General features: G+C 53.3%; 16 protein-coding genes and 1 pseudogene. 9 read left to right on the top strand and 8 right to left on the bottom strand.

The window, feature by feature from the left end:
* Positions 1-180: 180 nt before the first annotated feature.
* The 4 genes and pseudogenes from yqhD to G4551_RS19985 all read left to right on the top strand — a co-directional run bounded on the left by yqhD (position 181) and on the right by G4551_RS19985 (position 4,420).
* Entirely contained in the window at positions 181-1,344 is a 1,164-nt protein-coding gene (gene yqhD, locus G4551_RS19970; RefSeq protein WP_003838168.1) for an alcohol dehydrogenase, read from the top strand.
* 104 nt (positions 1,345-1,448) lie between these two features.
* Positions 1,449-2,276, top strand: coding sequence for a 2,5-didehydrogluconate reductase DkgA (gene dkgA, locus G4551_RS19975; protein WP_003024520.1), 828 nt, complete (start codon positions 1,449-1,451; stop codon positions 2,274-2,276).
* 189 nt (positions 2,277-2,465) lie between these two features.
* A pseudogene (locus G4551_RS19980) lies at positions 2,466-3,920 on the top strand (DASS family sodium-coupled anion symporter).
* 44 nt (positions 3,921-3,964) lie between these two features.
* On the top strand, positions 3,965-4,420 hold the full coding sequence (locus tag G4551_RS19985; RefSeq protein ID WP_003024529.1) for an HIT family protein: 456 nt from the start codon (positions 3,965-3,967) through the stop codon (positions 4,418-4,420).
* A gap of 103 nt (positions 4,421-4,523) precedes the next feature.
* Here G4551_RS19985 and G4551_RS19990 read toward each other — a convergent pair whose 3' ends face one another.
* Complete coding sequence (locus G4551_RS19990) at positions 4,524-6,695, bottom strand: YgiQ family radical SAM protein (RefSeq protein ID WP_003024532.1); 2,172 nt, start codon at positions 6,693-6,695, stop codon at positions 4,524-4,526.
* Between the two features lie 199 nt (positions 6,696-6,894).
* Between G4551_RS19990 and G4551_RS19995 the strand changes: the two genes are divergently transcribed.
* A complete protein-coding gene (locus tag G4551_RS19995; RefSeq protein WP_016150983.1) occupies positions 6,895-8,370 on the top strand; it encodes a TrkH family potassium uptake protein in 1,476 nt (491 codons plus the stop codon).
* A 16-nt stretch (positions 8,371-8,386) separates the two neighbouring features.
* Here G4551_RS19995 and ftsP read toward each other — a convergent pair whose 3' ends face one another.
* The 4 genes from ftsP to G4551_RS20015 form a co-directional block, all read right to left on the bottom strand.
* A complete protein-coding gene (ftsP, locus tag G4551_RS20000; protein WP_003024538.1) occupies positions 8,387-9,799 on the bottom strand; it encodes a cell division protein FtsP in 1,413 nt (470 codons plus the stop codon).
* A gap of 71 nt (positions 9,800-9,870) precedes the next feature.
* Positions 9,871-10,608, bottom strand: coding sequence for a 1-acylglycerol-3-phosphate O-acyltransferase (gene plsC / locus G4551_RS20005; RefSeq protein ID WP_003024540.1), 738 nt, complete (start codon positions 10,606-10,608; stop codon positions 9,871-9,873).
* A 195-nt stretch (positions 10,609-10,803) separates the two neighbouring features.
* Positions 10,804-13,062, bottom strand: a complete 2,259-nt coding sequence (gene parC, locus G4551_RS20010; RefSeq protein WP_003838157.1) for a DNA topoisomerase IV subunit A — start codon at positions 13,060-13,062, stop codon at positions 10,804-10,806.
* Between the two features lie 118 nt (positions 13,063-13,180).
* Positions 13,181-13,579, bottom strand: coding sequence for a YgiW/YdeI family stress tolerance OB fold protein (locus G4551_RS20015; protein ID WP_003024544.1), 399 nt, complete (start codon positions 13,577-13,579; stop codon positions 13,181-13,183).
* A 150-nt stretch (positions 13,580-13,729) separates the two neighbouring features.
* On the opposite strand from G4551_RS20015, the gene qseB reads away from it, so the two are divergent.
* From qseB to G4551_RS20035, 4 genes are all read left to right on the top strand, one after another.
* Positions 13,730-14,389: a quorum sensing response regulator transcription factor QseB gene (gene qseB, locus G4551_RS20020; RefSeq protein WP_003024547.1), complete on the top strand. Its 660-nt coding sequence runs from the start codon at positions 13,730-13,732 to the stop codon at positions 14,387-14,389.
* Positions 14,386-15,735: a quorum sensing histidine kinase QseC gene (gene qseC / locus G4551_RS20025; RefSeq protein WP_003838154.1), complete on the top strand. Its 1,350-nt coding sequence runs from the start codon at positions 14,386-14,388 to the stop codon at positions 15,733-15,735. Before qseB ends, qseC begins: the two co-directional genes overlap by 4 nt.
* Positions 15,736-15,844: 109 nt before the next feature.
* Entirely contained in the window at positions 15,845-16,426 is a 582-nt protein-coding gene (locus tag G4551_RS20030; RefSeq protein ID WP_003838153.1) for an NAD(P)H-dependent oxidoreductase, read from the top strand.
* 30 nt (positions 16,427-16,456) lie between these two features.
* Entirely contained in the window at positions 16,457-16,771 is a 315-nt protein-coding gene (locus G4551_RS20035) for a putative quinol monooxygenase (protein ID WP_003024557.1), read from the top strand.
* Between the two features lie 72 nt (positions 16,772-16,843).
* Here the strand turns inward: G4551_RS20035 and G4551_RS20040 are convergent, their stop codons facing one another.
* The 3 genes from G4551_RS20040 to G4551_RS20050 are packed head-to-tail and all read right to left on the bottom strand — an operon-like array spanning position 16,844 to position 21,157.
* Complete coding sequence (locus tag G4551_RS20040) at positions 16,844-18,034, bottom strand: glycoside hydrolase family 88 protein (protein WP_003838151.1); 1,191 nt, start codon at positions 18,032-18,034, stop codon at positions 16,844-16,846.
* A 23-nt stretch (positions 18,035-18,057) separates the two neighbouring features.
* On the bottom strand, positions 18,058-19,326 hold the full coding sequence (locus G4551_RS20045; protein WP_003838149.1) for an oligosaccharide MFS transporter: 1,269 nt from the start codon (positions 19,324-19,326) through the stop codon (positions 18,058-18,060).
* Positions 19,327-19,336: 10 nt separating this feature from the next.
* Complete coding sequence (locus G4551_RS20050) at positions 19,337-21,157, bottom strand: DUF2264 domain-containing protein (protein WP_003838148.1); 1,821 nt, start codon at positions 21,155-21,157, stop codon at positions 19,337-19,339.
* Between the last annotated feature and the right edge of the window lie 77 nt (positions 21,158-21,234).

Consider the following 21,234-nt stretch of genomic DNA (forward strand, 5'->3'; position numbering starts at 1 on the left):
TTATCGTTTTTCGACCCTGACATAATGCGCAGATTTATCCGTTTTCTCCAGCAGTCTGTAGAAATGGGCAAGACATCGGCAGAAATGAGCATTGAGAGCAGCGCGGCGGGCGACCACAATGTTCATCATCCGGCAGACACTCTCCTGCCCTCTTTTATTACCCACCAAAGGGAACGAGCAATGAACAACTTTAATCTCCATACCCCAACACGTATTTTGTTTGGTAAAGGCGCGATTGCTGAGCTGCGCGATCAAATTCCTCAGGACGCTCGCGTACTGGTTACTTACGGCGGCGGCAGCGTGAAAAAAACAGGTGTCCTGGCACAAGTTCAGGACGCGCTGAAAGGTCTGGACGTGCTGGAGTTTGGCGGTATCGAGCCAAACCCATCTTATGAAACGCTGATGAACGCGGTAAAAATCGTGCGTGATGAGAAAGTGACGTTTCTGCTGGCAGTAGGCGGCGGTTCCGTGCTGGACGGCACCAAATTCATCGCGGCTGCTGCACAGTACGCTGACGGCATCGATCCATGGCGCATTCTGGAAACCCACGGCAACGACGTAACAAGCGCCATCCCGATGGGCTCCGTATTAACCCTGCCTGCAACCGGCTCTGAATCTAACTCCGGCGCGGTAATTTCGCGTAAAACCACCGGCGATAAACTGGCCTTTATGACCCCATTTGTGCAGCCAGTATTTGCCGTACTGGATCCGGTTTACACCTACACCCTGCCGCCACGTCAGGTTGCAAACGGCGTCGTGGATGCGTTCGTTCATACCGTTGAGCAGTATGTGACTTATCCGGTCGACGGGAAAATTCAGGATCGCTTTGCCGAAGGCATTCTGCTCACACTGGTAGAAGAAGGTCCGAAAGCCTTGCAGGAGCCGGAAAACTACAACGTGCGTGCGAACGTCATGTGGGCGGCAACCCAGGCGCTGAACGGTCTGATTGGCGCAGGGGTACCGCAGGACTGGGCAACGCATATGCTGGGCCATGAGCTGACTGCAATGCACGGTCTGGATCATGCTCAAACACTGGCCATCGTTCTGCCTGCGCTGTGGAATGAAAAACGTGATACCAAGCGTGCCAAACTGCTGCAATACGCAGAGCGTATCTGGAATATCACCGAAGGAAGCGATGACCAGCGCATCGACGCCGCCATTGCCGCAACCCGCGCTTTCTTCGAACAAATGGGCGTACCGACTCGCCTCTCTGACTACGGTCTGGACGGTAGCTCCATCCCGGCGCTGCTGGAAAAACTGCAAGCGCATGGCGGTACGAAACTGGGCGAACATCAGGACATTACGCTTGAGGTCAGCCGTCGGATTTACGAAGCTGCCCGCTAAGGTTTTTTAACCTCCGCCTTTCGTTTTTGGGTATTTATACCAGACTTAAGTCACACCTATGTCACCGGAGTATGTTCCGGTGACAGTCATTAAGGGGAGGAATTATGACCACTCCAACCATTATCAAACTACAGGATGGTAACGTCATGCCGCAACTGGGCCTGGGGGTCTGGAAGGCAAGCAACGAAGAAGTCATCACTGCCATTCATAAAGCGCTGGAAGTGGGGTATCGCTCAATTGATACCGCGGCAGCGTACAAAAACGAAGAAGGTGTCGGCAAAGCAATACGTGACGCAGGCGTGCCACGGGAAGAGTTATTCATTACCACCAAGCTGTGGAATGATGACCAGAAACGCCCCCGGGAAGCCTTGCTCGAAAGCATGGAGAAACTCCAGCTTGATTACCTCGATCTGTACCTGATGCACTGGCCAGTTCCGGCGATCGACCACTACGTTGAAGCGTGGGAAAACATGATCGACCTGCAAAAAGAAGGGCTGATTAAGAGCATCGGCGTGTGCAACTTTCAGATCAACCATCTCCAGCGGCTGATGGATGAAACCGGCGTACCTCCGGTGATTAATCAGATAGAACTTCACCCGCTCATGCAGCAGCGCCAGCTGCACGCCTGGAACGCCACACATAAAATCCAGACCGAATCCTGGAGCCCGCTGGCGCAGGGCGGCAAAGACGTCTTCGATCAAAAGATAATCCGTGACCTCGCAGAGAAATATGGCAAATCACCGGCGCAGATTGTCATCCGCTGGCATCTGGATAGCGGCCTGGTGGTGATTCCGAAATCGGTCACCCCTGCGCGTATCGCAGAAAACTTTAACGTCTGGGACTTCCGCCTGGATAAAGATGAATTAGGCGAAATCGCGAAACTCGATCAGGGCAAGCGTCTGGGGCCAGACCCGGACCAGTTCGGCGGTTAACCCCTTCCCTCCAGCCCGACACTCTCGTCGGGCCTTTACTGATTTGAAATATCAGGAAACAATTCACGCACATATATTGTTGTATTTCTTGCAGTCACTGGAGCAGCATTGCTGCAACATAACCTGTTAATTATCATATAAATATATTTATTTGATGAATATATTCACCATATCCATAGGTGCGTAACCGTGACTGAGAAAAAAGGTAGCGGAGTCAAATGGCTCCCATTAATTCTTATAACATTCATTTCTGCCGGGCTGTGGCAACTTCCCCCTCCATCCGGGTTAAGTGCGCCAGCCTGGCATTCAGCAATTATCTTCGTTGCGACGATTGCTTCTATCGTGGCAAAAGTTTTACCCATCGGCGCGGTCGGCATTATTGGGATTACGGTTTTTGCACTCGCCTATGCGGCCGGGGATAAAACCGCCAGCGGCGCTATCACCACGGCGCTAAGCGAGCTGAACAGTTCGCTTATCTGGCTTATCGTCGTGGCTTTTATGATTGCCCGTGGGTTTATCAAAACTGGCCTCGGACGACGCATTGCGCTGCAGATGATCCGTCTGCTTGGCAAGCGCACACTCGGACTCGCCTACGGTCTGGCCTTTGCCGATCTGATCCTCTCCCCGGCAATGCCGAGTAATACGGCACGCTGCGGCGGTGTCATCTATCCGATTGCCGACTCTCTGGCACGCAGTTTCCATTCGAACCCGGAAGATGAGTCCCGCAGTAAAATCGGTACCTTTCTTATCACCTGCATTGGCAACGTCAACGACGTCACCGCCGCGCTCTTTATGACCGGCTATACCGGCAACTTGTTGGCGGTGAAGTTGGCGGCCAATGCGGGCGTCACGCTGACCTGGGGCAGCTGGTTTATGGCGGCGCTGCTGCCATGCCTTGTGTCCTTACTGCTGGTTCCACTGCTGGTCTACTGGATCGTGCGCCCGGAAATAAAGCACACGCCGGATGCCCCGAACCTGGCGCGCAAAGAGCTGGCGGAAATGGGCAGTATGTCTCGCGGCGAATGGCTGATGCTGGTTACCGTCGGCGTACTGCTGGTACTGTGGATTTTTGGCGATACGTTAGGCGTCGACGCCACTACTGCCTCGTTCGTGGGACTGTCCATTTTATTGCTAAGCGGCGTTCTGAGCTGAGAAGATGTGAAAAGCGAGAAAGGCGCATGGGACACGCTGATTTGGTTTGCCGCGCTGCTGATGATGGCGAACCAGCTGAAAAAACTAGGTTTCACTACCTGGTTTGGCAATCTGATCGGCGATAGTCTGAGCAGTACTATGCACGGTACCAGTTGGGTGATCGTCCTGTTGCTGCTGAATGCCGCCTACTTCTATACCCACTACTTTTTTGCCAGCGGTAATGCACAGATTGCCGCGCTGTACGCCGTTTTCCTCGGCGTCGGACTGCATCTGAATATCCCCGCAGCCCCCACGGCGTTAATGCTGGCCTTCACCAGCAGTTTGTACTGCTCGCTCACCCAGTACACCCACGCTCGCGGTCCAATCCTGTTTGGTGCCGGGTACGTTCCAACGGGCGTCTGGTGGCGCACAGGATTTATCATTAGCTTGTTTAACCAGGCGGTGTTTATCACCGTAGGTCTGATGTGGTGGAAGGTGTTGGGTCTGTACTAAACTAACTGCGCCCTGACGAATCACCTTACCTGCGGAGAAAAGGAATGACCTGTATTTTCTGTCAAATTGTTGAAGGTAAAGCCCCCTGCCATAAGGTCTGGGAAGACGAGCACCATCTGGCTTTTCTGTCGATTTTCCCGAACACCGACGGTTTTACCGTGGTGATCCCGAAAAAGCATTACCCCAGCTATGCCTTCGATATGCCGCCGCAGGCGTTGGCTGACCTGATGATGGCAACCCAAAAAGTGGCTAAGAAACTGGATAAGGCTTTCCCGGATGTCAGTCGTACGGGGATGTTCTTCGAAGGTTTCGGCGTAGACCATGTGCACAGCAAATTAAGCCCCATGCACGGCACTGGCGATCTAACTCACTGGAAACCGATTGAGTCGCGGCAGACCAAATTTTTCGAGCAATATGAAGGGTATCTGTCATCACACGATCATGAACGGGCGGATGATGCAAAACTGGCCGCATTAGCGGCCAGAATTCGTGAGGCATAAATACTGAGCACTTCTGCCGGATGGCGGTGCAAGCACCTTATCCGGCCTACAAAACTGTGCTGCTCGTAGGCCTGATAAGCATTTCACCACCGGGCAAAGTAAATTAACGTCCCGCTACTTTCCCGCGTTTTTTGTTTGCGGCAGGGGTCTGGCGCTGGTGCGCCACCGGGGTGTGCTTGGTCAACGCCGGGCGGGTATGACGGTTCTGGCGACGTGCTTCGCGCATCTCTTCCAGCGTAGGCGCCGGAACCAGACATTCACGACGACCGCCGATCAGATGCTTTTTACCCATGTCTTCCAGCGCCTGGCGGATTAACGGCCAGTTAGCTGGATCGTGGTAACGCAACAGGGCTTTATGCAAACGGCGCTGCTTATCACCTTTCGGCACCACCACGTCTTCACTCTTATAACCAATTTTACCCAGCGGGTTTTTCCCGGTGTAATACATGGTTGTGGAGTTCGCCAGCGGCGATGGATAAAAGTTCTGCACCTGATCCAGACGGAAACGACGTTGTTTCAGCCACAGCGCCAGATTCACCATATCCTCGTCACGCGTACCCGGGTGCGCGGAGATGAAGTACGGGATCAGGTACTGCTCTTTACCCGCCTGTTTAGAGTAGGTATCGAACAACTCCTTAAAGCGATCGTAGCTGCCCATCCCCGGCTTCATCATCTTCGACAGCGGGCCTTCTTCAGTATGCTCTGGCGCAATCTTCAGATAGCCGCCAACGTGGTGGGTCGCCAGCTCTTTGATATAGCGCGGATCTTCAACCGCGATGTCATAGCGCACACCGGAAGCAATGAGGATCTTTTTAATGCCTTTCAAATCACGCGCCCGGCGATAAAGGTTAATCGTCGGTTCGTGGTTAGTGTCCATATGCGGACAGATATCCGGGTAGACGCATGACAGACGACGGCAGGTCTGCTCCGCACGCGGTGACTTACAGCGCAGCATATACATGTTCGCCGTTGGGCCGCCGAGGTCGGAAATCACGCCGGTAAAGCCCGGAACGGTGTCGCGAATGGCTTCGATTTCATTGATGATCGAGTCTTCAGAGCGGCTCTGGATGATGCGGCCTTCGTGCTCGGTGATCGAACAGAACGAACAGCCGCCAAAGCAGCCACGCATAATGTTGATCGAGAAACGGATCATCTCATAGGCAGGAATGCGGCTGTCGCCATACGCCGGATGCGGCACGCGCTTGTACGGCAGCGCAAAGACGCTATCCATCTCTTCGGTAGACAACGGAATGGCTGGCGGGTTGATCCAGATGTAGCGATCGCCGTGCTTTTGCATCAGCGCACGCGCGCAGCCAGGGTTGGTTTCGTGGTGCAGGATACGCGACGCATGCGCATACAGCACTTTATCGCCCTTCACTTTTTCAAAGGACGGCAGCAGCACGTAGGTTTTTTCCCACGGTTTCGGACGCGGCGGCTGTACGGTTACCGCTTTCGCTTCCTGCTTTTTCGGTGCGACCGGTTTGTTGTCAGCACACGGCAGATCTTCGCCGTACGGATGGGGGATCGGATCAATCTTGCCCGGCGTGTCGAGACGCGTGGAATCCACCCCACTCCAGCCCGGCAGCGCTTCTTTAACCATAATCGCGGTGTTACGCACGTCGCGGATCTGATCGATGGTTTCGCCCATCGCCAGACGATGCGCCACTTCTACCAGCGGACGTTCGCCGTTGCCGAACATCAGCATGTCGGCTTTGGAATCCACCAGAACAGAGCGACGAACGGTATCAGACCAGTAGTCATAGTGCGCGGTACGGCGCAGGCTGGCCTCAATGCCGCCGAGAATAACCGGCACATCTTTCCATGCTTCTTTACAACGCTGGGTATAGACCAGCGTGGCGCGGTCCGGGCGTTTACCTGCTACGTTGTCTGGTGTGTAGGCATCGTCATGGCGCAGTCGGCGATCGGCGGTATAACGGTTGATCATCGAGTCCATGTTGCCTGCGGTCACACCAAAGAACAGGTTCGGTTTACCCAAACGCATAAAATCGTCTTTGTTGTTCCACTCCGGCTGGGCGATAATCCCTACACGAAAGCCCTGCGCTTCCAGCATACGGCCGCATATTGCCATGCCAAAGCTCGGATGATCGACGTATGCATCGCCGGTAACCAGAATGATGTCGCAGCTATCCCAGCCTAGTTGGTCCATTTCGTCGCGTGACATCGGCAAAAACGGTGCCGGGCCAAAACAGGCAGCCCAGTACTGCGGCCAGGAGAAAAGGTCTCTGTCCGGCTGGATCAGGGATATTGCGCTCATAATGCTTCCAAAAATGGTAAAAAAATAATCAAAGGCCGGGGATTATACGCTGTATGTCGACAAGAAATGAAGTGGAGTCTGAACCAGGGCAGTAGAAAGTTATATAAATTGTTAAATTTTACGACGCTCATTTTTATCAATCATAATTAACACCATGCCGGCCAGCTGAGATAACTCTTTTTCGGCGGGGGATTTTTCATTGCGACTCAACGATTCACTGCATATTTCCCAGCTACGGGTTGTTGTTCACCTGTGTGGGTTTCTGGTTCTTCTCTACAGCTTTTCTATGCTGCCACCGATGACCATCGCTTTGTTAAACAAAGAGCGGAGCTTGTTCGCTTTTTTCAGCACATTTATGACTTTCTTCACCCTCGGCGGCGGGGCGTGGCTGGCAACCAAACATGCGGGTATTCAACTGCGAACACGGGATGGTTTCGTTATTATCGTCCTGTTCTGGCTGTTGTTTTCGTTTATCAGCGCGATGCCGATGTGGATGGACGATGGCTTAAACCTCTCCTTTGCGGATGCCCTGTTTGAAGGGGTTTCCGGGATTACCACCACGGGCGCAACGGTAATTGGCGACGTCAGCGCGATGCCGAAGTCGTATCTCTACTATCGGGCCCAGCTTAATTTTATTGGTGGCCTGGGTGTTATTGTCCTCGCCGTGGCGGTATTACCGCTTTTGGGTATCGGCGGCATGAAGCTGTATCAGTCTGAAATGCCGGGCCCTTTTAAAGAAGAACGCCTCACGCCAAGACTTGCTGATACTGCACGTACGCTGTGGCTGACCTATGTCATTCTGGGTCTTATCTGTACCCTGGCCTACTGGGCTGCCGGGATGTCGTTCTTCGATGCCTTATGCCACGGGCTGTCTACGGTTTCTCTCGGCGGATTTTCCACTCGCAGTGAAAGCATCGGCTTCTATAACAGCCATGCGATCGAGCTGGTCGCTGGGGTGTTTTCCCTGTTGTCTGCGTTTAACTTCACCCTCTGGTACGTGGCTATCGTGAAACGTACCTTCAAACCCTTTCGTCGTAATGCCGAACTGCGTTTCTTTTTGCTTATTGCGTTGGTTGTCACTCTGATCGCCACCTGGCAAGTTTGGCGGGCAGGCATGTACGGATTAACGGACAGCCTGGTGCATGCTTTTTTTCTGGCAAGTTCGATGCTGACAGATAATGGCCTGTCGACGGCGGATTACGCGCAGTGGCCTTCGCACACGATCTTCATGCTGCTCAGCGCCAGTTTCTTCGGCGGTTGTGTGGGATCGACCTGCGGGGGGATTAAGGTGCTACGTTTTTTGATTATGTTCAAGCAGTGCCGTCAGGAGTTACACCAGCTCGCGCATCCCCGTGCCCTGCTGAACATTAAAGTGGGCAATAGCGTGGTAAGCGACCGGGTGGTGCGTTCGGTATGGAGCTTTTTCTTTCTCTACGTTTTGTTCACCAGCTTTTTTATCTGGGCGCTCAATCTGATGGGCTACGATCTCTTCTCCTCTTTTGCCACCGTCGCCGCCTGCATCAACAATATGGGGCTAGGATTTGGCGTCACCGCCACGACATTTGGCACCTTAAATGAGGAAGCAAAGCTACTGATGTGCGCGGCCATGATCATGGGGCGTCTGGAGATTTACCCCATTCTGATCCTGTTCTCGCGCATGTTCTGGCGGGCATAACGGAAATCCCGGCGCATTACGGCGCCGGGTTCACCAACATCTGTCCGATTGAGCCACGATCTGCCATTTCCAGCGTCTGGCTATTAAAGTAGAACGGGAAATGGGCCCAGGAAGGCTGTCCGTAATAAACCAGTAATTCAACCTGGCCGTCAACCCAGACGGTATCTTTCCAGCCTCTGTCTTCCGGGAACGGCATCGCGCCATTCACATTACGGATCAGGAACGAGACGCCTTCAATATGGAAGGACTGGGGCATATCCGCCCGCACCGTCCAGCGCTCCCAGGAGCCCTGCTGAGCGGTAATATCCATACGATTGACGTCCCACAGCTGACCGTTGATGCCAGGGTCATCGTCCAGGCTGATATCACGGCTGCGAATCGGCGAACCGCTGAGGATTTCCGTTGGCAGCAGGCGCATTGGCAGGCTGTCAGTCACCAGCGGCAGAAGCCCCGTTGGACGCAGGGTCAGCACCAGCGTGGAGATGAGAATACTGGAAGGCTCAAAGAACCCGCGGATCCTGTCGACAATACTGGCTGCCTCGCCACAGGTGATAGAGACCTCATTACCGTTCGTCATATCCACCAGGATCTCACGACGCTCGCCAGGCGCCAGCGAGAGCTGCTTCACCGAAACGGGCGCAGGTAAAAAGCCCTGATCGCTGGAAATCACATGCAGCGCACGGCCATCGCTCATTTGCAGCTGGTAACGACGCGAGTTTGAAGCGTTCAGTAAACGCAAGCGCACCCAGCCGCGGGAGACTTCGACATACGGGCTTTGCGCCCCATTGACCAGCAACGTATCACCGACAAAGCCACCGCTGCCGGGCTCGCTGTATTCCGGCGTGCCAAAGTTGTCCAACCGCTTGTCCTGGATAATGACCGGAAAATCATCCACGCCATAGTGGTTGGGAATAGACAGTGATTTACTCACTTCATCTTCAACCAGCCACATCCCGGCAAGGCCGTTATAGACCTGCTGAGCAGTACGATTTGGCGTATTGGCGTGATACCACAACGTGGCGGCATTCTGGCGAATCGGTAGCACCGGCGCCCAGTCAGCATTCGGGGACATCATGCGCGCCGGGCCGCCCATCAGCGGGCCTGGTACCTGTAACCCGGCGACGGTCATCGAGACATTCTCAGTCAGACGGTTGCTGTAGATAAGCTTGACGTCATCCCCTTTCCAGACGCGAATTGTCGGTCCCAGGTAGCGGCCGTTAATTCCCCAGACAGGTGCGCGCGTGCCTTGTGTAAAGGACCAGTGCGCACGTTGCAGCGTCATAAATAGCGGCTGCCCCCGGCGGGATTCCAGCAGCGGAGGCACAGGTAACGGTTGTTGCTGACCGGCAGCATTAGCCTTCAGCGGAACAGCACCTGCACACAGTGCGATCCCCGATGCCTGAATGAACTGACGCCGACTGAATGACATATAAACTCCATAAAAAACTGGCTATTAACACGCAGGAAGTCATTTCCTGTAAAAAACCCGAATTGCGCGGATTAAACCTTACCGGCGGCTTCCCGCTCAGCAACTTCTTTATCGAGCTCTGCGATTTTTTGTTCCATCAACGTGCGGCAATGTGCTGCCAGTTCACGAACCTGATCTTTGCCAAAGTGGCTAATATCCACCGGCGGCAACATCTCGACAATCGCCAGACCATTATTGAGTCTGTTTAATTTTATCTTGTTCGAGGTTGTGGAAACGCATACCGGAATGACCGGGACACCAGCAGCAATCGCTGCATGGAACGCGCCGGTTTTAAACGGAAGCAGACCGCGACCGCGGCTACGCGTTCCTTCCGGGAACATCCAGATAGAAATGCGGCGTTTTTTGAAATGATTAACCACGGCAGCAATGGTGCTGTGTGCTTTTGCGCGGTTATTTCTGTCAATCAGCAGGTTACCGGTTAACCAGTACAGCTGCCCGAAGAAAGGGATCCACAGCAGGCTTTTTTTACCTACCGTCACCGTCGGCGGTTGAACGATATTCGCAGCAGTAACCATGTCATAGTTGTTCTGATGGTTACAAATATAGATAGCATTACCATAGTTCTGCGCGTCTGCCGGCATGCGGCACTCGACCTTCAGACCATAAAGGGGAGCCAGGCGGCCAAACATATGACCGAACGTTGCAACGTGTTTTGGATTTCGCGGGCTGAACAGACAGTATATGCAACCGAAAATACAGACCAGAACGCAGTAAATAACAGTAATAATTAAACGAAAAATATATAGCATAACAACCTCTAAGGCCTAAGAGCCTGGCATTTTACGTCACCTGATTCATCACGCGGTATCAGGTTAGGGCTTTGTTAAGGGCGGCTCTCTGGAAAAGCGTATTGTTAATCGCAACGCACGAATAAACAACGGTTTCACGGGAATTTTTAACGTTGGCTCTCCCTGGGCTTTAACAGGGAGAGCCGGACGGTAGCGTTATTCTTCGCTGTCGCCGTGACTGGCGCGTCGAGGCGAGTCAATCTCAATGCTGTCGATACGCTGCAGACCACGCATTAGCGTGCCGCGACGGCCGCGCTCGCCGGTCACTTTCTGCAACTCTTCGGGACGCAGTTTGATTTTGCGCTTACCGACGTGGATAGTCAGCGTGCTCTGCGGCGGCAGCACGAAAAGTTGCGCCAGACCATCCTCGCCTTTCGCCGCTTCCGCTGAAGGGATATTAATGATCTTGTTCCCTTTGCCTTTCGACAACTGCGGTAAATCGCTCACCGGGAACATCAACATGCGACCAGCCTGAGTAATCGCCAGCAGCATATCGGTTTCATCTTCAATCACCACCGGCTGCATGACGCGCGCATTCTCTGGCAGCGTAATCAATGCCTTACCTGCACGGTTACGTGCTACCAGGTCATTGAAGGTGCAGACAAAACCGTAGCCCGCATCCGATGCCATCAGCAGTTTCTGATCATCGCCTTCCATCAGCATGTGCTCAACCGTCGCGCCCGGCGGCAGAGTGAGCTTCCCGGTCAGCGGTTCACCCTGACCGCGCGCCGACGGCAGCGTAATCGGATCGATGGCATAGCTGCGGCCGGTCGAGTCCACGAACACCACCGGCTGATTGCTCTTACCCTTCACTGCCGACTTAAAGCTGTCGCCCGCTTTATAGCTTAATCCCGGCGCATCGATGTCGTGGCCTTTCGCGCTACGCACCCAGCCACTCTGGGACAACACAATAGTCACCGGCTCAGACGGCAGCATGTCGTGCTCGCTCATCGCCTTCGCTTCTTCGCGCTCCTGCAGCGGAGAACGACGATCGTCGCCATAGGCCTCAGCGTCAGCCTGCAGCTCTTTCTTCAGCAGGTTATTCATTTTACGTTCAGATGCCAGAATGGCCTGCAACTGATCGCGCTCTTTCGCCAGTTCATCCTGCTCGCCGCGGATTTTCATCTCTTCGAGTTTGGCAAGATGGCGCAATTTCAGCTCAAGGATGGCTTCAGCCTGGGTTTCAGAAATACCAAACCGCGACATCAGCTCTGGCTTAGGTTCATCTTCATGACGAATAATTTCGATTACTTCGTCAATATTGAGGAACGCCACCAGCAAGCCTTCAAGGATGTGCAGGCGCTTGAGCACTTTTTCCAGACGATAATTCAGGCGGCGGCGCACGGTATCGCGGCGGAACGCCAGCCATTCGGTGAGGATCTCCAGCAGGTTTTTCACCGCCGGACGACCATCAAGACCGATCATGTTCAGGTTGATGCGGTAACTTTTTTCCAGATCGGTGGTGGCAAACAGGTGGTTCATCACCTGCTCCATATCCACGCGATTGGAGCGCGGGACAATCACCAGACGAGTCGGGTTTTCGTGATCCGATTCGTCGCGCAGGTCGTCTACCATCGGCAGCTTTTTATTGCGCATTTGAGCAGCGATCTGCTCCAGCACTTTTGCCCCGGAAACCTGATGTGGCAGCGCGGAAATCACCACCGCGCCGTCTTCTTTCGTCCATACCGCACGCATACGTACGGAGCCGCGTCCGTTTTCGTAAATCTTACGAATCTCCGCGCGCGAGGTAATGATCTCCGCTTCGGTCGGGTAATCCGGCCCCTGCACGATATCCAGCAACTGCTCCAGCGTCGTTTTCGGCTGCTCAATCAGAGTAATCGCTGCTTTTGCCACTTCACGCAGGTTGTGCGGCGGAATGTCCGTTGCCATACCAACGGCAATACCGGTCGTACCGTTGAGCAGAATATTTGGCAGACGCGCAGGCAGCATCTTCGGCTCCTGCATGGTGCCATCGAAGTTCGGCACCCAGTCCGACGTGCCCTGACCGAGTTCACCCAGCAGGACTTCCGCATATTTAGACAGGCGGGATTCGGTATAACGCATCGCCGCGAAGGATTTCGGATCGTCCGGCGCCCCCCAGTTCCCCTGCCCGTCAACCAACGGATAACGGTAAGAGAACGGCTGCGCCATCAGCACCATCGCTTCATAGCAGGCGCTGTCGCCGTGCGGATGGTATTTACCCAGCACGTCACCGACGGTACGGGCGGATTTTTTAAATTTGGCGCTGGCATTCAGCCCCAGTTCGGACATCGCGTACACGATGCGACGCTGAACGGGTTTCAAACCATCGCCAATAAACGGCAACGCCCTATCCATGATGACGTACATGGAATAGTTCAGATAGGCGTTTTCCGTGAATTCATGCAGCGCCAGGCGCTCTGCCATATCGCTCATTAATCGTGGTTCCTCAACTTTGTACCCCTCTATTGAAGGGCAATATTGCCGCAGATACTACCCTATCTGGCGTGTTGAGTCACAAAGAAAAGGGCCGCGAATGCGGCCCTGATGGGGATTACTTAGCAACTTTGGTAATCTGTTTCACGTCGATTTCAACGGAGTTCCAGTCTTTATCCACTTCACCCTGGATTTCAACCACATCCTGCGGTGTGACGGTTACGCCGTTCCAGCGCTTGTGGTCGATATCCACATTCACTGTGCCGGTCGCATCTTTAAACACATACAGGTCGTCGGAAATACGCTCAACGATGTTCCCGCGCAGGGTAACCCAGGTGTCATCTCGCAGTGATTTGGCGCTTTCTACTGTCGTGCTGCTACCGTTCGGGCCGACAAATCCGCCGTTTTGGCTCTGCGTAGTGGTTGTCGTTGGCCCAGAGAAGCCGCCCTGCTGAGCTGCCAGAACAGGTGCGGAACACAGTGCCATTACGGCAACCATTGCAGCTAATTTTTTCATCGTCATGTCTCCCTTTCATGTTGGTTTACGACTATTAAATAAGTTAATCCTTAACAAGTTCTTAAGGCAAAAAAAGATACTTTTTTTACTGTACAGAGACTGTAGCCACAGGTTTACTGACTGCAAATGAGTTATCGCAGGGAAGAACATATGCGTATTTTACTGATCGAAGATGACACGTTGATTGGCGATGGCCTGAAAACAGGTCTGAGTAAAATGGGTTTCAGCATTGACTGGTTTACCGAAGGTCGCCAGGGGAAAGAAGCACTCTACAGCGCACCTTATGATGCGGTAATCCTCGACCTGACACTGCCAGGCATAGACGGACGGGACATTTTGCGCGAATGGCGAGCTAACGGGAAGCAGGAGCCGGTACTGATTCTGACCGCTCGCGACGCGCTGGCGGAACGCGTTGAAGGCCTGCGCCTGGGCGCAGATGACTATCTGTGTAAACCCTTTGCGCTGATCGAAGTTGCTGCCAGACTGGAGGCGCTGGTGCGTCGTGCCAGCGGCCAGGCCAGCAACACATTGCGCCATGGCCAGGTAACGCTCGATCCTGGCGCATTGGTCGCCACGGCGGCGGGTGAACCTTTGTCACTCAAACCTAAAGAGTTCGCACTGCTGGAACTGCTGATGCGCAACAAAGGTCGCGTCCTGCCCCGCAAACTGATTGAAGAAAAACTGTATACCTGGGACGAAAATGTCTCCAGCAATGCGGTTGAGGTCCACGTTCATCACTTACGCCGTAAGCTCGGCAGCGACTTTATCCGTACCGTGCATGGCATTGGCTACACCCTGGGTGACGCATGAAACTCACACAACGCCTCAGCCTGCGCGTCAGGCTAACGCTTATTTTTCTGATTCTGGCATCAGCCACCTGGGCCGTATCCAGTTTTGTGGCCTGGAGGCAGACTACCGATAATGTCGATGAGCTGTTTGATACCCAGCTGATGCTGTTCGCCAAGCGGCTTAGCACGCTGGATATCAGCGATGTCACCACCTCAAGCAATATGGCCCGCACGCCAAAGAAACTGAAGCATGGCCATATTGATGACGACGCACTGGCGTTTGCCATCTACTCCACCGACGGCAAAATGGTGCTACACGATGGCGATAATGGCCAGGATATTCCCTACACCTACAGCCGGGAAGGGTTTAGCGACGGCCAACTCAGGGGCGACAGCGATTCCTGGCGCTTCCTGTGGCTGAATTCCGCTGATGGAAAATATCGCATTGTGGTGGGCCAGGAGTGGGAATATCGGGAGGATATGGCGCTGTCGATCCTTACTGCACAATTAACCCCGTGGCTGGTTGCGCTGCCGCTGATGTTGCTGATCCTGGTGGTCATGCTGAGTCGCGAACTCAAGCCGCTAAAAAAACTGGCGCAAGCTCTGCGCTGGCGCGCCCCGGAATCAGAAGAGCCGCTCGACCCGAAAGGTGTGCCAAGCGAAGTGCGCCCGCTGGTTGAATCGCTAAATCAGCTGTTTACCCGCATCCACTCAATGATGGTGCGTGAACGCCGCTTCACTTCTGATGCCGCCCATGAGCTGCGCAGTCCGTTGACCGCGCTGAAGGTGCAAACCGAAGTGGTGCAACTGTCAGACGACGACCCGCAAACGCGGGAAAAAGCGCTGGCGCAGCTACATGCGGGAATTGAACGCGCCACCCGACTGGTCGATCAGCTCCTGACGCTTTCGCGCCTCGACTCCCTCGATAATCTTCAGGATGTGGCGGAAATTTCATTGGAGGAGCTACTGCAATCCGCGGTGATGGATATCTACCACCCGGCCCAGCAGGCGCACATTGACGTACGTTTGCAGATTAACGCACACAATATTATGCGCACAGGACAGCCGCTGTTGCTGAGCCTGATGGTACGAAATCTGCTGGATAATGCCATTCGCTACAGTCCGCAGGGGAGCATTGTGGAAGTGACGCTCAACGCCCGCAATTTCAGCGTCAAAGATAATGGTCCTGGCGTTGCGCCGGAGGTACTTACACACATCGGTGAACGTTTTTATCGTCCACCGGGACAAAGCGTGACCGGCAGCGGTCTCGGCCTGTCAATTGTCCGCCGTATCGCAACACTGCATGGAATGTCAGCCTCGTTTGGCAACGCTTCGGAAGGCGGGTTTGAAGCTAAGATCAGTTGGTAACTGTATTATTATTGCTCAAATAGCAAAAGACTTTGCACATTTTGCTAATTTCACCGCACCGCTGGTGGGGGTAAAATCGTCCTCAAACGTATTTCCTTGAGGACACAAAATGAGCAACATTCTGATTATCAACGGGGCGAAAAAATTCGGCCATTCTAATGGCCAACTGAATGACACCCTGACCGAGGTCGCGGACGGTATCCTGCGCGACCTCGGGCATGATGTTAAAGTCGTACGCGCGGACAGCGATTATGACGTAAAAACAGAAGTGCAGAATTTCGTCTGGGCCGATGCGGTTATCTGGCAGATGCCAGGCTGGTGGATGGGCGCACCGTGGACCGTGAAAAAATACATCGATGACGTGTTTACCGAAGGTCACGGCACGCTGTACGCCAGCGATGGCCGCACACGTTCAGATGCCTCTAAAAAATATGGCTCCGGCGGGCTGATTCAGGGCAAAAAATACATGCTGTCCCTGACCTGGAACGCACCGATGGAAGCCTTCACTGAAAAAGACCAGTTCTTCCATGGCGTTGGTGTTGATGGCGTCTATCTCCCGTTCCATAAAGCAAACCAGTTCCTGGGAATGGAAGCGCTGCCGACCTTTATCACCAATGATGTGATTAAAATGCCGGACGTCCCGCGCTATATCGCAGAATATCGCAAGCATCTGACCGAAATTTTTGGTTAACTGGTAACCTGGAATTAGAAGGAGTTAACCATGCTTACCGTTATTGCAGAAATCCGTACACGTCCAGGTCAACATCACCGCCAGGCGGTACTGGATCAGTTTGCTAAAATCGTTCCGACCGTACTGAAAGAAGAAGGCTGCCACGGCTATGCGCCGATGGTGGATCATGCCGCAGGTGTGAGTTTTCAGACCACAGCGCCAGATTCAATCGTGATGGTTGAGCAGTGGGAAAGCATCGCGCATCTTGAAGCGCATTTGCAGACCCCGCATATGAAAGCCTACAGCGAAGCCGTGAAAGGTGACGTGCTGGACATGAATATTCGAATTCTGGAGTCGGGTATTTAAGGTTGTCGATTTGCCGGATGAGGCGTTTTAGGCCACCATCCGGCATTCAACCGCAGCGCCACCGGGCACTCTTTACCAGTAGAGCTTCCAGCTCTGAGTGAAGCGCATTAACGCTTCAACGTAGAAATAATCCCCCCAACTTGCACACTCATCGACCCCTTTGTTGCTCGACAGGTGATACACCGAGTGTTTCAGTAGCCCGTTCCCCTGCTCATCTTTACCCATCAGATAATGCCTGGTCAGCGAAGACATGATCCCCATCGCCCACTGCTGGTAGCACTCGCGATCCGGATCGGTCACCGGCAGATGTTTAATCAGCTCCAGCAGACCACAGACGGCAATCGCCGCCGAAGATGAATCGCGCAGCGCATCGGTTCCGACTAATGCCAGATCCCAGTGGCAAACGGCATCTTCCGGCAGGCGATTAAGAAAGTAGTTGGCCAGTTTCTTCGACAGCTGCACCATTTGTGTATCGCCAGTGTAAATATAGCTCAGCAGAAAACCATAAATCCCCCATGCCTGCCCACGCGACCAGCAAGAATCATCAGCATAGCCCTGCTGCGTATTACCGTAACGCGGTGCGCCGGTTTGCACGTCCATATAGTAGGTGTGGAAGGTCGACGCATCCTGGCGGATCAGATATTTGGCTGCCTGCGCAACGTGGGCCTTCGCCGCATTCGCAAAACGCGGATCGCCCGTTTGCTCGCTAGCCCAGTACAGCAGCGGCAGATTCATATTGCAGTCAATGATCATCCGTCCGGCCTGATCGGGATCGCGAAGATCGCCCCACGCCTGGATGATCTGCGCCTTTTCATGAAAACGCTCCAACAGCGCTTCTGCCGCCATCAGGGAAAAACCTCGAGCATCGCGATTGCCGGTCAATCGCCAGGCCGCCACACAGGAAAGCGTGTAGAGGAATCCCAGGTCGTGGGTGTTGGTATCGTGGCGTCCGGCAATACGCATGCCAAACGAACGCACATGCTTCTCCGCCATCTCACGAAATTTGCTCTCACCACTCATTTCCCACGCCAGCCATAATTGCCCGGTCCAGAAGCTGGTCGTCCATTCCACATTCTCTGTCAGTGGGTAATAACCTTGCACACAGGTTTCGGCAGGAAATTGTTCACCGAATTCCGTTAAATGACGGCTAATCAATTCGAGGACATCTTCTCGGGCGCAACTTATTTGATCCTGAAAACTGCCGGGATTAACCGGACTGCCAGGAAATACGCGCAACGATTCCTCAACGATATGATTTAACATATTTCGGTTCCTTATGACGTAAATTATTTTGCAGGGGTATTTTCAGCAATATCGAGAGCGATATTTTTGCCACGTTTGCTCTGACAGGCAGATAAAGTAAATGCCGATATCAATGTAAAGGTCAGCGCCACAATGCCCATAATGATATATGTCTTCTCAAAGCCTATCCGGTCGTACATTAATCCGGCAGGAGAGGAAACCACCACGTTACCGACATACAGCATCGCCTGATAACCCAGTAAATACATGGTCGCATTGACACGTTTATCAAAATGCTCGGCAATATATTTGAAGACGGAAACCAGTAATAAACAGATCTCCAGACCGTATAGCGGCTTCAGCACAGAAATTAATAAATGAGAGTCACATAGCCCAGATATCACCAATCGCGCGCCCACCAGCGCCCCAACAATCAGCAGACCACGCTTCGCGCCAATATAATTGACGAATAGCGGAATGACCATGTACATGACAAATTCCATTCCCGACTGCACGGTGCCCAGATAACCAAAGACGGCGTTCCCTTCATGTACATCGGCAAAGAAAGTGACGAAGTAGCGGGAGAACTGCTGCTCCGCGATAAACATCATCCACGCCACGCCCGCAACGTACAGGCAGAATGCCCAAAATTTGCGATTACGCAGCAGGGCGTAAACATCCGTCGGGGAGATTTTCTCTTTAGTTATCACCTCCGAGGCGTTGGCCGCATTGACATTGACTTTCAGACTCACCAGAACAACCAGCATCACCACTGACGTCAGGCTGCCGAGCATAAAGTTATAGGCCGGTGAGAGGTTAAACAGCAGGCCAGAGAACGATGACGCCACCGCCCAGCCAAGCGACCCCCACATACGGATCTGCCCAAACTCCATGCCGTTCAGACGGCTGTAGCGGTCAGAATAAGATTCACAGGCCGCCACCCCGGCATACCACGCAAAGCTCAAGTAAATCGCGCCAACTATAATACCCAGCATGGTATTGGAGAGTAATAATGGCTGATAGATATAAATAAAAAACGGTGCCATTAACGCTGACATCACTACGACGAAATAGAGCAGATATTTGCTCATACCTATTTTATCGAGGATATAGCCATAAATAGGCTTCAGAATAACCGAGAAAATACCGTTCACAGCAAATACGGTGCCGATCACCGTACCGCTCAACTGCGCTTTTTGCCCCAACCAGATAGCCAACAAACCAATACTTGCGGACCAGGTAAAGAAATAAAGGAATATAAAACTGCTTATTTTATAATATTCAGTCCGATTTCCCGTTGAATTATTTTTCATACCACCCTCGCTATAAAAAGAACGACAACTGGCGTGCATTTTCAGGTTGCTGAATAACAACCTGGTTATTGTTGATGGATAGCTGCGGAACGGCTGAGTACTGTCTTTGCTGCCCGCTGGCACTCACGGCGCAGCAAAGCCAGCTTTCGCCCTGCGGGATTTCGCTGGTCAACACAGGAATCGACGCACATTCAGGGAACATGATGCTACTGTTCGGCGGCGTGACCACGCTGTCTGGCTGGCGAACTATGGACGGCGACAGATCAACGATAACGCTGGTTCCGTTGCATGCCGCAAGGAGGCATCCACGCTCACATAACCGAGGCTCGGCTTTCATCACCGCAAATCCCCCTTCCACCGTTTGCAGCGTTCGCGCACTGTTAATACGGTGCAGGCGAAGATGCCATTCGCCAAACGGGACAAGCCAGGTCTCAATCATTACGTCATGCCAGGGAGACCAGCGGGACCAGATAAAATTCTCATCGACCCGAACCTCGTCGCACTGACGACGGCCACGATAGTAGCCATCGCCGTCCGCCAACAGCAGCATAGAGTCACAGGCCGCATGTTTGATGCCGTAACGGCCGCGCTCAATGGTGAAACCAAAGCGGCTGGAGTAGGCAAATTTGGTGTATTTGGCTTCGGTATTAACGTAGTTGTTCAGTTCAAGCTGGCCTGAGGTCAACATCATGACATGCTCAGAATGCTCACTATGCTGCAGGATCTGCGCAGCATGGGGGATAACGCGTTTTTCAACGAGTTGCGGTAGCGCCAGCTCTTCAGCCTGCCAGAATGGATGATCCTCCGGCAGTGCAAGAATCAAAAAAACCTTCAATGCCCAATAAGGCGATCCCGGCGAGTTGTAGTCTTCACACATCGCCAGATTCGGGTAGGCAAACCCCAGCGTTAGAATGCCATCACGATCGAAAATCGGCTGCTTCTGCCACCAGCGCAAATGACGCAGGATCACCCCTTTGATTATGCCTGGCGAAAGAACATCCAGTTCGGCAAACGCCACCGCGCTCCAGAAGGCAACCATGGCAAAGCGGTAGGTCAGGCTGCGGCCAAACGGCACCGATGCGCCGTCAGCGGCGGACAGGTAAATAAAATCTTCGGCAAACAAGCGCGAACGTTCACGCAGAACGACAGCGCGTTCGGTGTCATCCGGGCTGAGGGTGGCATACAACAGGCCGTAGAAGTGAAAAGCCATTGAGATGTAGTAATCTTTCGGTCGACCGGGACCATCGGAATACCAACCGTCACCAAGATAGTAGGCTTCCATCAGCTCAAAGCGGCGATCAATAGCCGCCTGATCGTAAGGCAGACCCGCACGCTTGAAACCAAGCTGAACGATAATCGCAAAGTAGTTCCAGTTGCTGTCCGGCATTTGCGAGTCGGTTATCTGATTCAGCCAGCGGTGCAGATTCTCGCGTTCGCTCAGGGAGAAATGCTCCGTTAATTGCGTCTGTAACAATGCCAGACCCAGGCCATAAGCAGCCATCTCAACCAGACGCTGATCGTAAGGACCGGTGTCTCCCCAGTAATGTGGGCTTTGTGGGTCAGTACCGAGTTTTATCGCCTGAATGTACTTTTCGGCAAACGGCACTTTAGCCCCGCCTGCCATCAGAGGAAATAGCCCCCACAACGCCCGGGAAAGCCCTTCCATACAGGCAATATCCGCGCTGTAGTGAGCACAGGTATTGCCAAGAGAAAACTGAGCCTGTCCCGCCGGAAACTGCCGATCCAGCGCACGTAAAATGGCGTTAACCGCACACGTTACGTCTTCGCGTGATGACAATGGATTTGATTTTTCTTCAGTTGCTGACCACATAATCTGCCCCTCTGAATTAAGTGGCTAAAGAATAGTGAATCGCAGAGCAGCAGAAATGTTACGTCAATCACAGCACC

This window comes from Citrobacter freundii ATCC 8090 = MTCC 1658 = NBRC 12681, assembly GCF_011064845.1.
Taxonomy (GTDB): domain Bacteria; phylum Pseudomonadota; class Gammaproteobacteria; order Enterobacterales; family Enterobacteriaceae; genus Citrobacter; species Citrobacter freundii.

Coding starts and splice junctions, on each gene's coding strand:
- yqhD (WP_003838168.1), top strand. CDS start 181: ATGAACAACTTTAATCTCCATACCCCAACACGTATTTTGTTTGGTAAA.
- dkgA (WP_003024520.1), top strand. CDS start 1,449: ATGACCACTCCAACCATTATCAAACTACAGGATGGTAACGTCATGCCG.
- G4551_RS19985 (WP_003024529.1), top strand. CDS start 3,965: ATGACCTGTATTTTCTGTCAAATTGTTGAAGGTAAAGCCCCCTGCCAT.
- G4551_RS19990 (WP_003024532.1), bottom strand. CDS start 6,695: ATGAGCGCAATATCCCTGATCCAGCCGGACAGAGACCTTTTCTCCTGG.
- ftsP (WP_003024538.1), bottom strand. CDS start 9,799: ATGTCATTCAGTCGGCGTCAGTTCATTCAGGCATCGGGGATCGCACTG.
- plsC (WP_003024540.1), bottom strand. CDS start 10,608: ATGCTATATATTTTTCGTTTAATTATTACTGTTATTTACTGCGTTCTG.
- parC (WP_003838157.1), bottom strand. CDS start 13,062: ATGAGCGATATGGCAGAGCGCCTGGCGCTGCATGAATTCACGGAAAAC.
- G4551_RS20015 (WP_003024544.1), bottom strand. CDS start 13,579: ATGAAAAAATTAGCTGCAATGGTTGCCGTAATGGCACTGTGTTCCGCA.
- qseB (WP_003024547.1), top strand. CDS start 13,730: ATGCGTATTTTACTGATCGAAGATGACACGTTGATTGGCGATGGCCTG.
- qseC (WP_003838154.1), top strand. CDS start 14,386: ATGAAACTCACACAACGCCTCAGCCTGCGCGTCAGGCTAACGCTTATT.
- G4551_RS20030 (WP_003838153.1), top strand. CDS start 15,845: ATGAGCAACATTCTGATTATCAACGGGGCGAAAAAATTCGGCCATTCT.
- G4551_RS20035 (WP_003024557.1), top strand. CDS start 16,457: ATGCTTACCGTTATTGCAGAAATCCGTACACGTCCAGGTCAACATCAC.
- G4551_RS20040 (WP_003838151.1), bottom strand. CDS start 18,034: ATGTTAAATCATATCGTTGAGGAATCGTTGCGCGTATTTCCTGGCAGT.
- G4551_RS20045 (WP_003838149.1), bottom strand. CDS start 19,326: ATGAAAAATAATTCAACGGGAAATCGGACTGAATATTATAAAATAAGC.
- G4551_RS20050 (WP_003838148.1), bottom strand. CDS start 21,157: ATGTGGTCAGCAACTGAAGAAAAATCAAATCCATTGTCATCACGCGAA.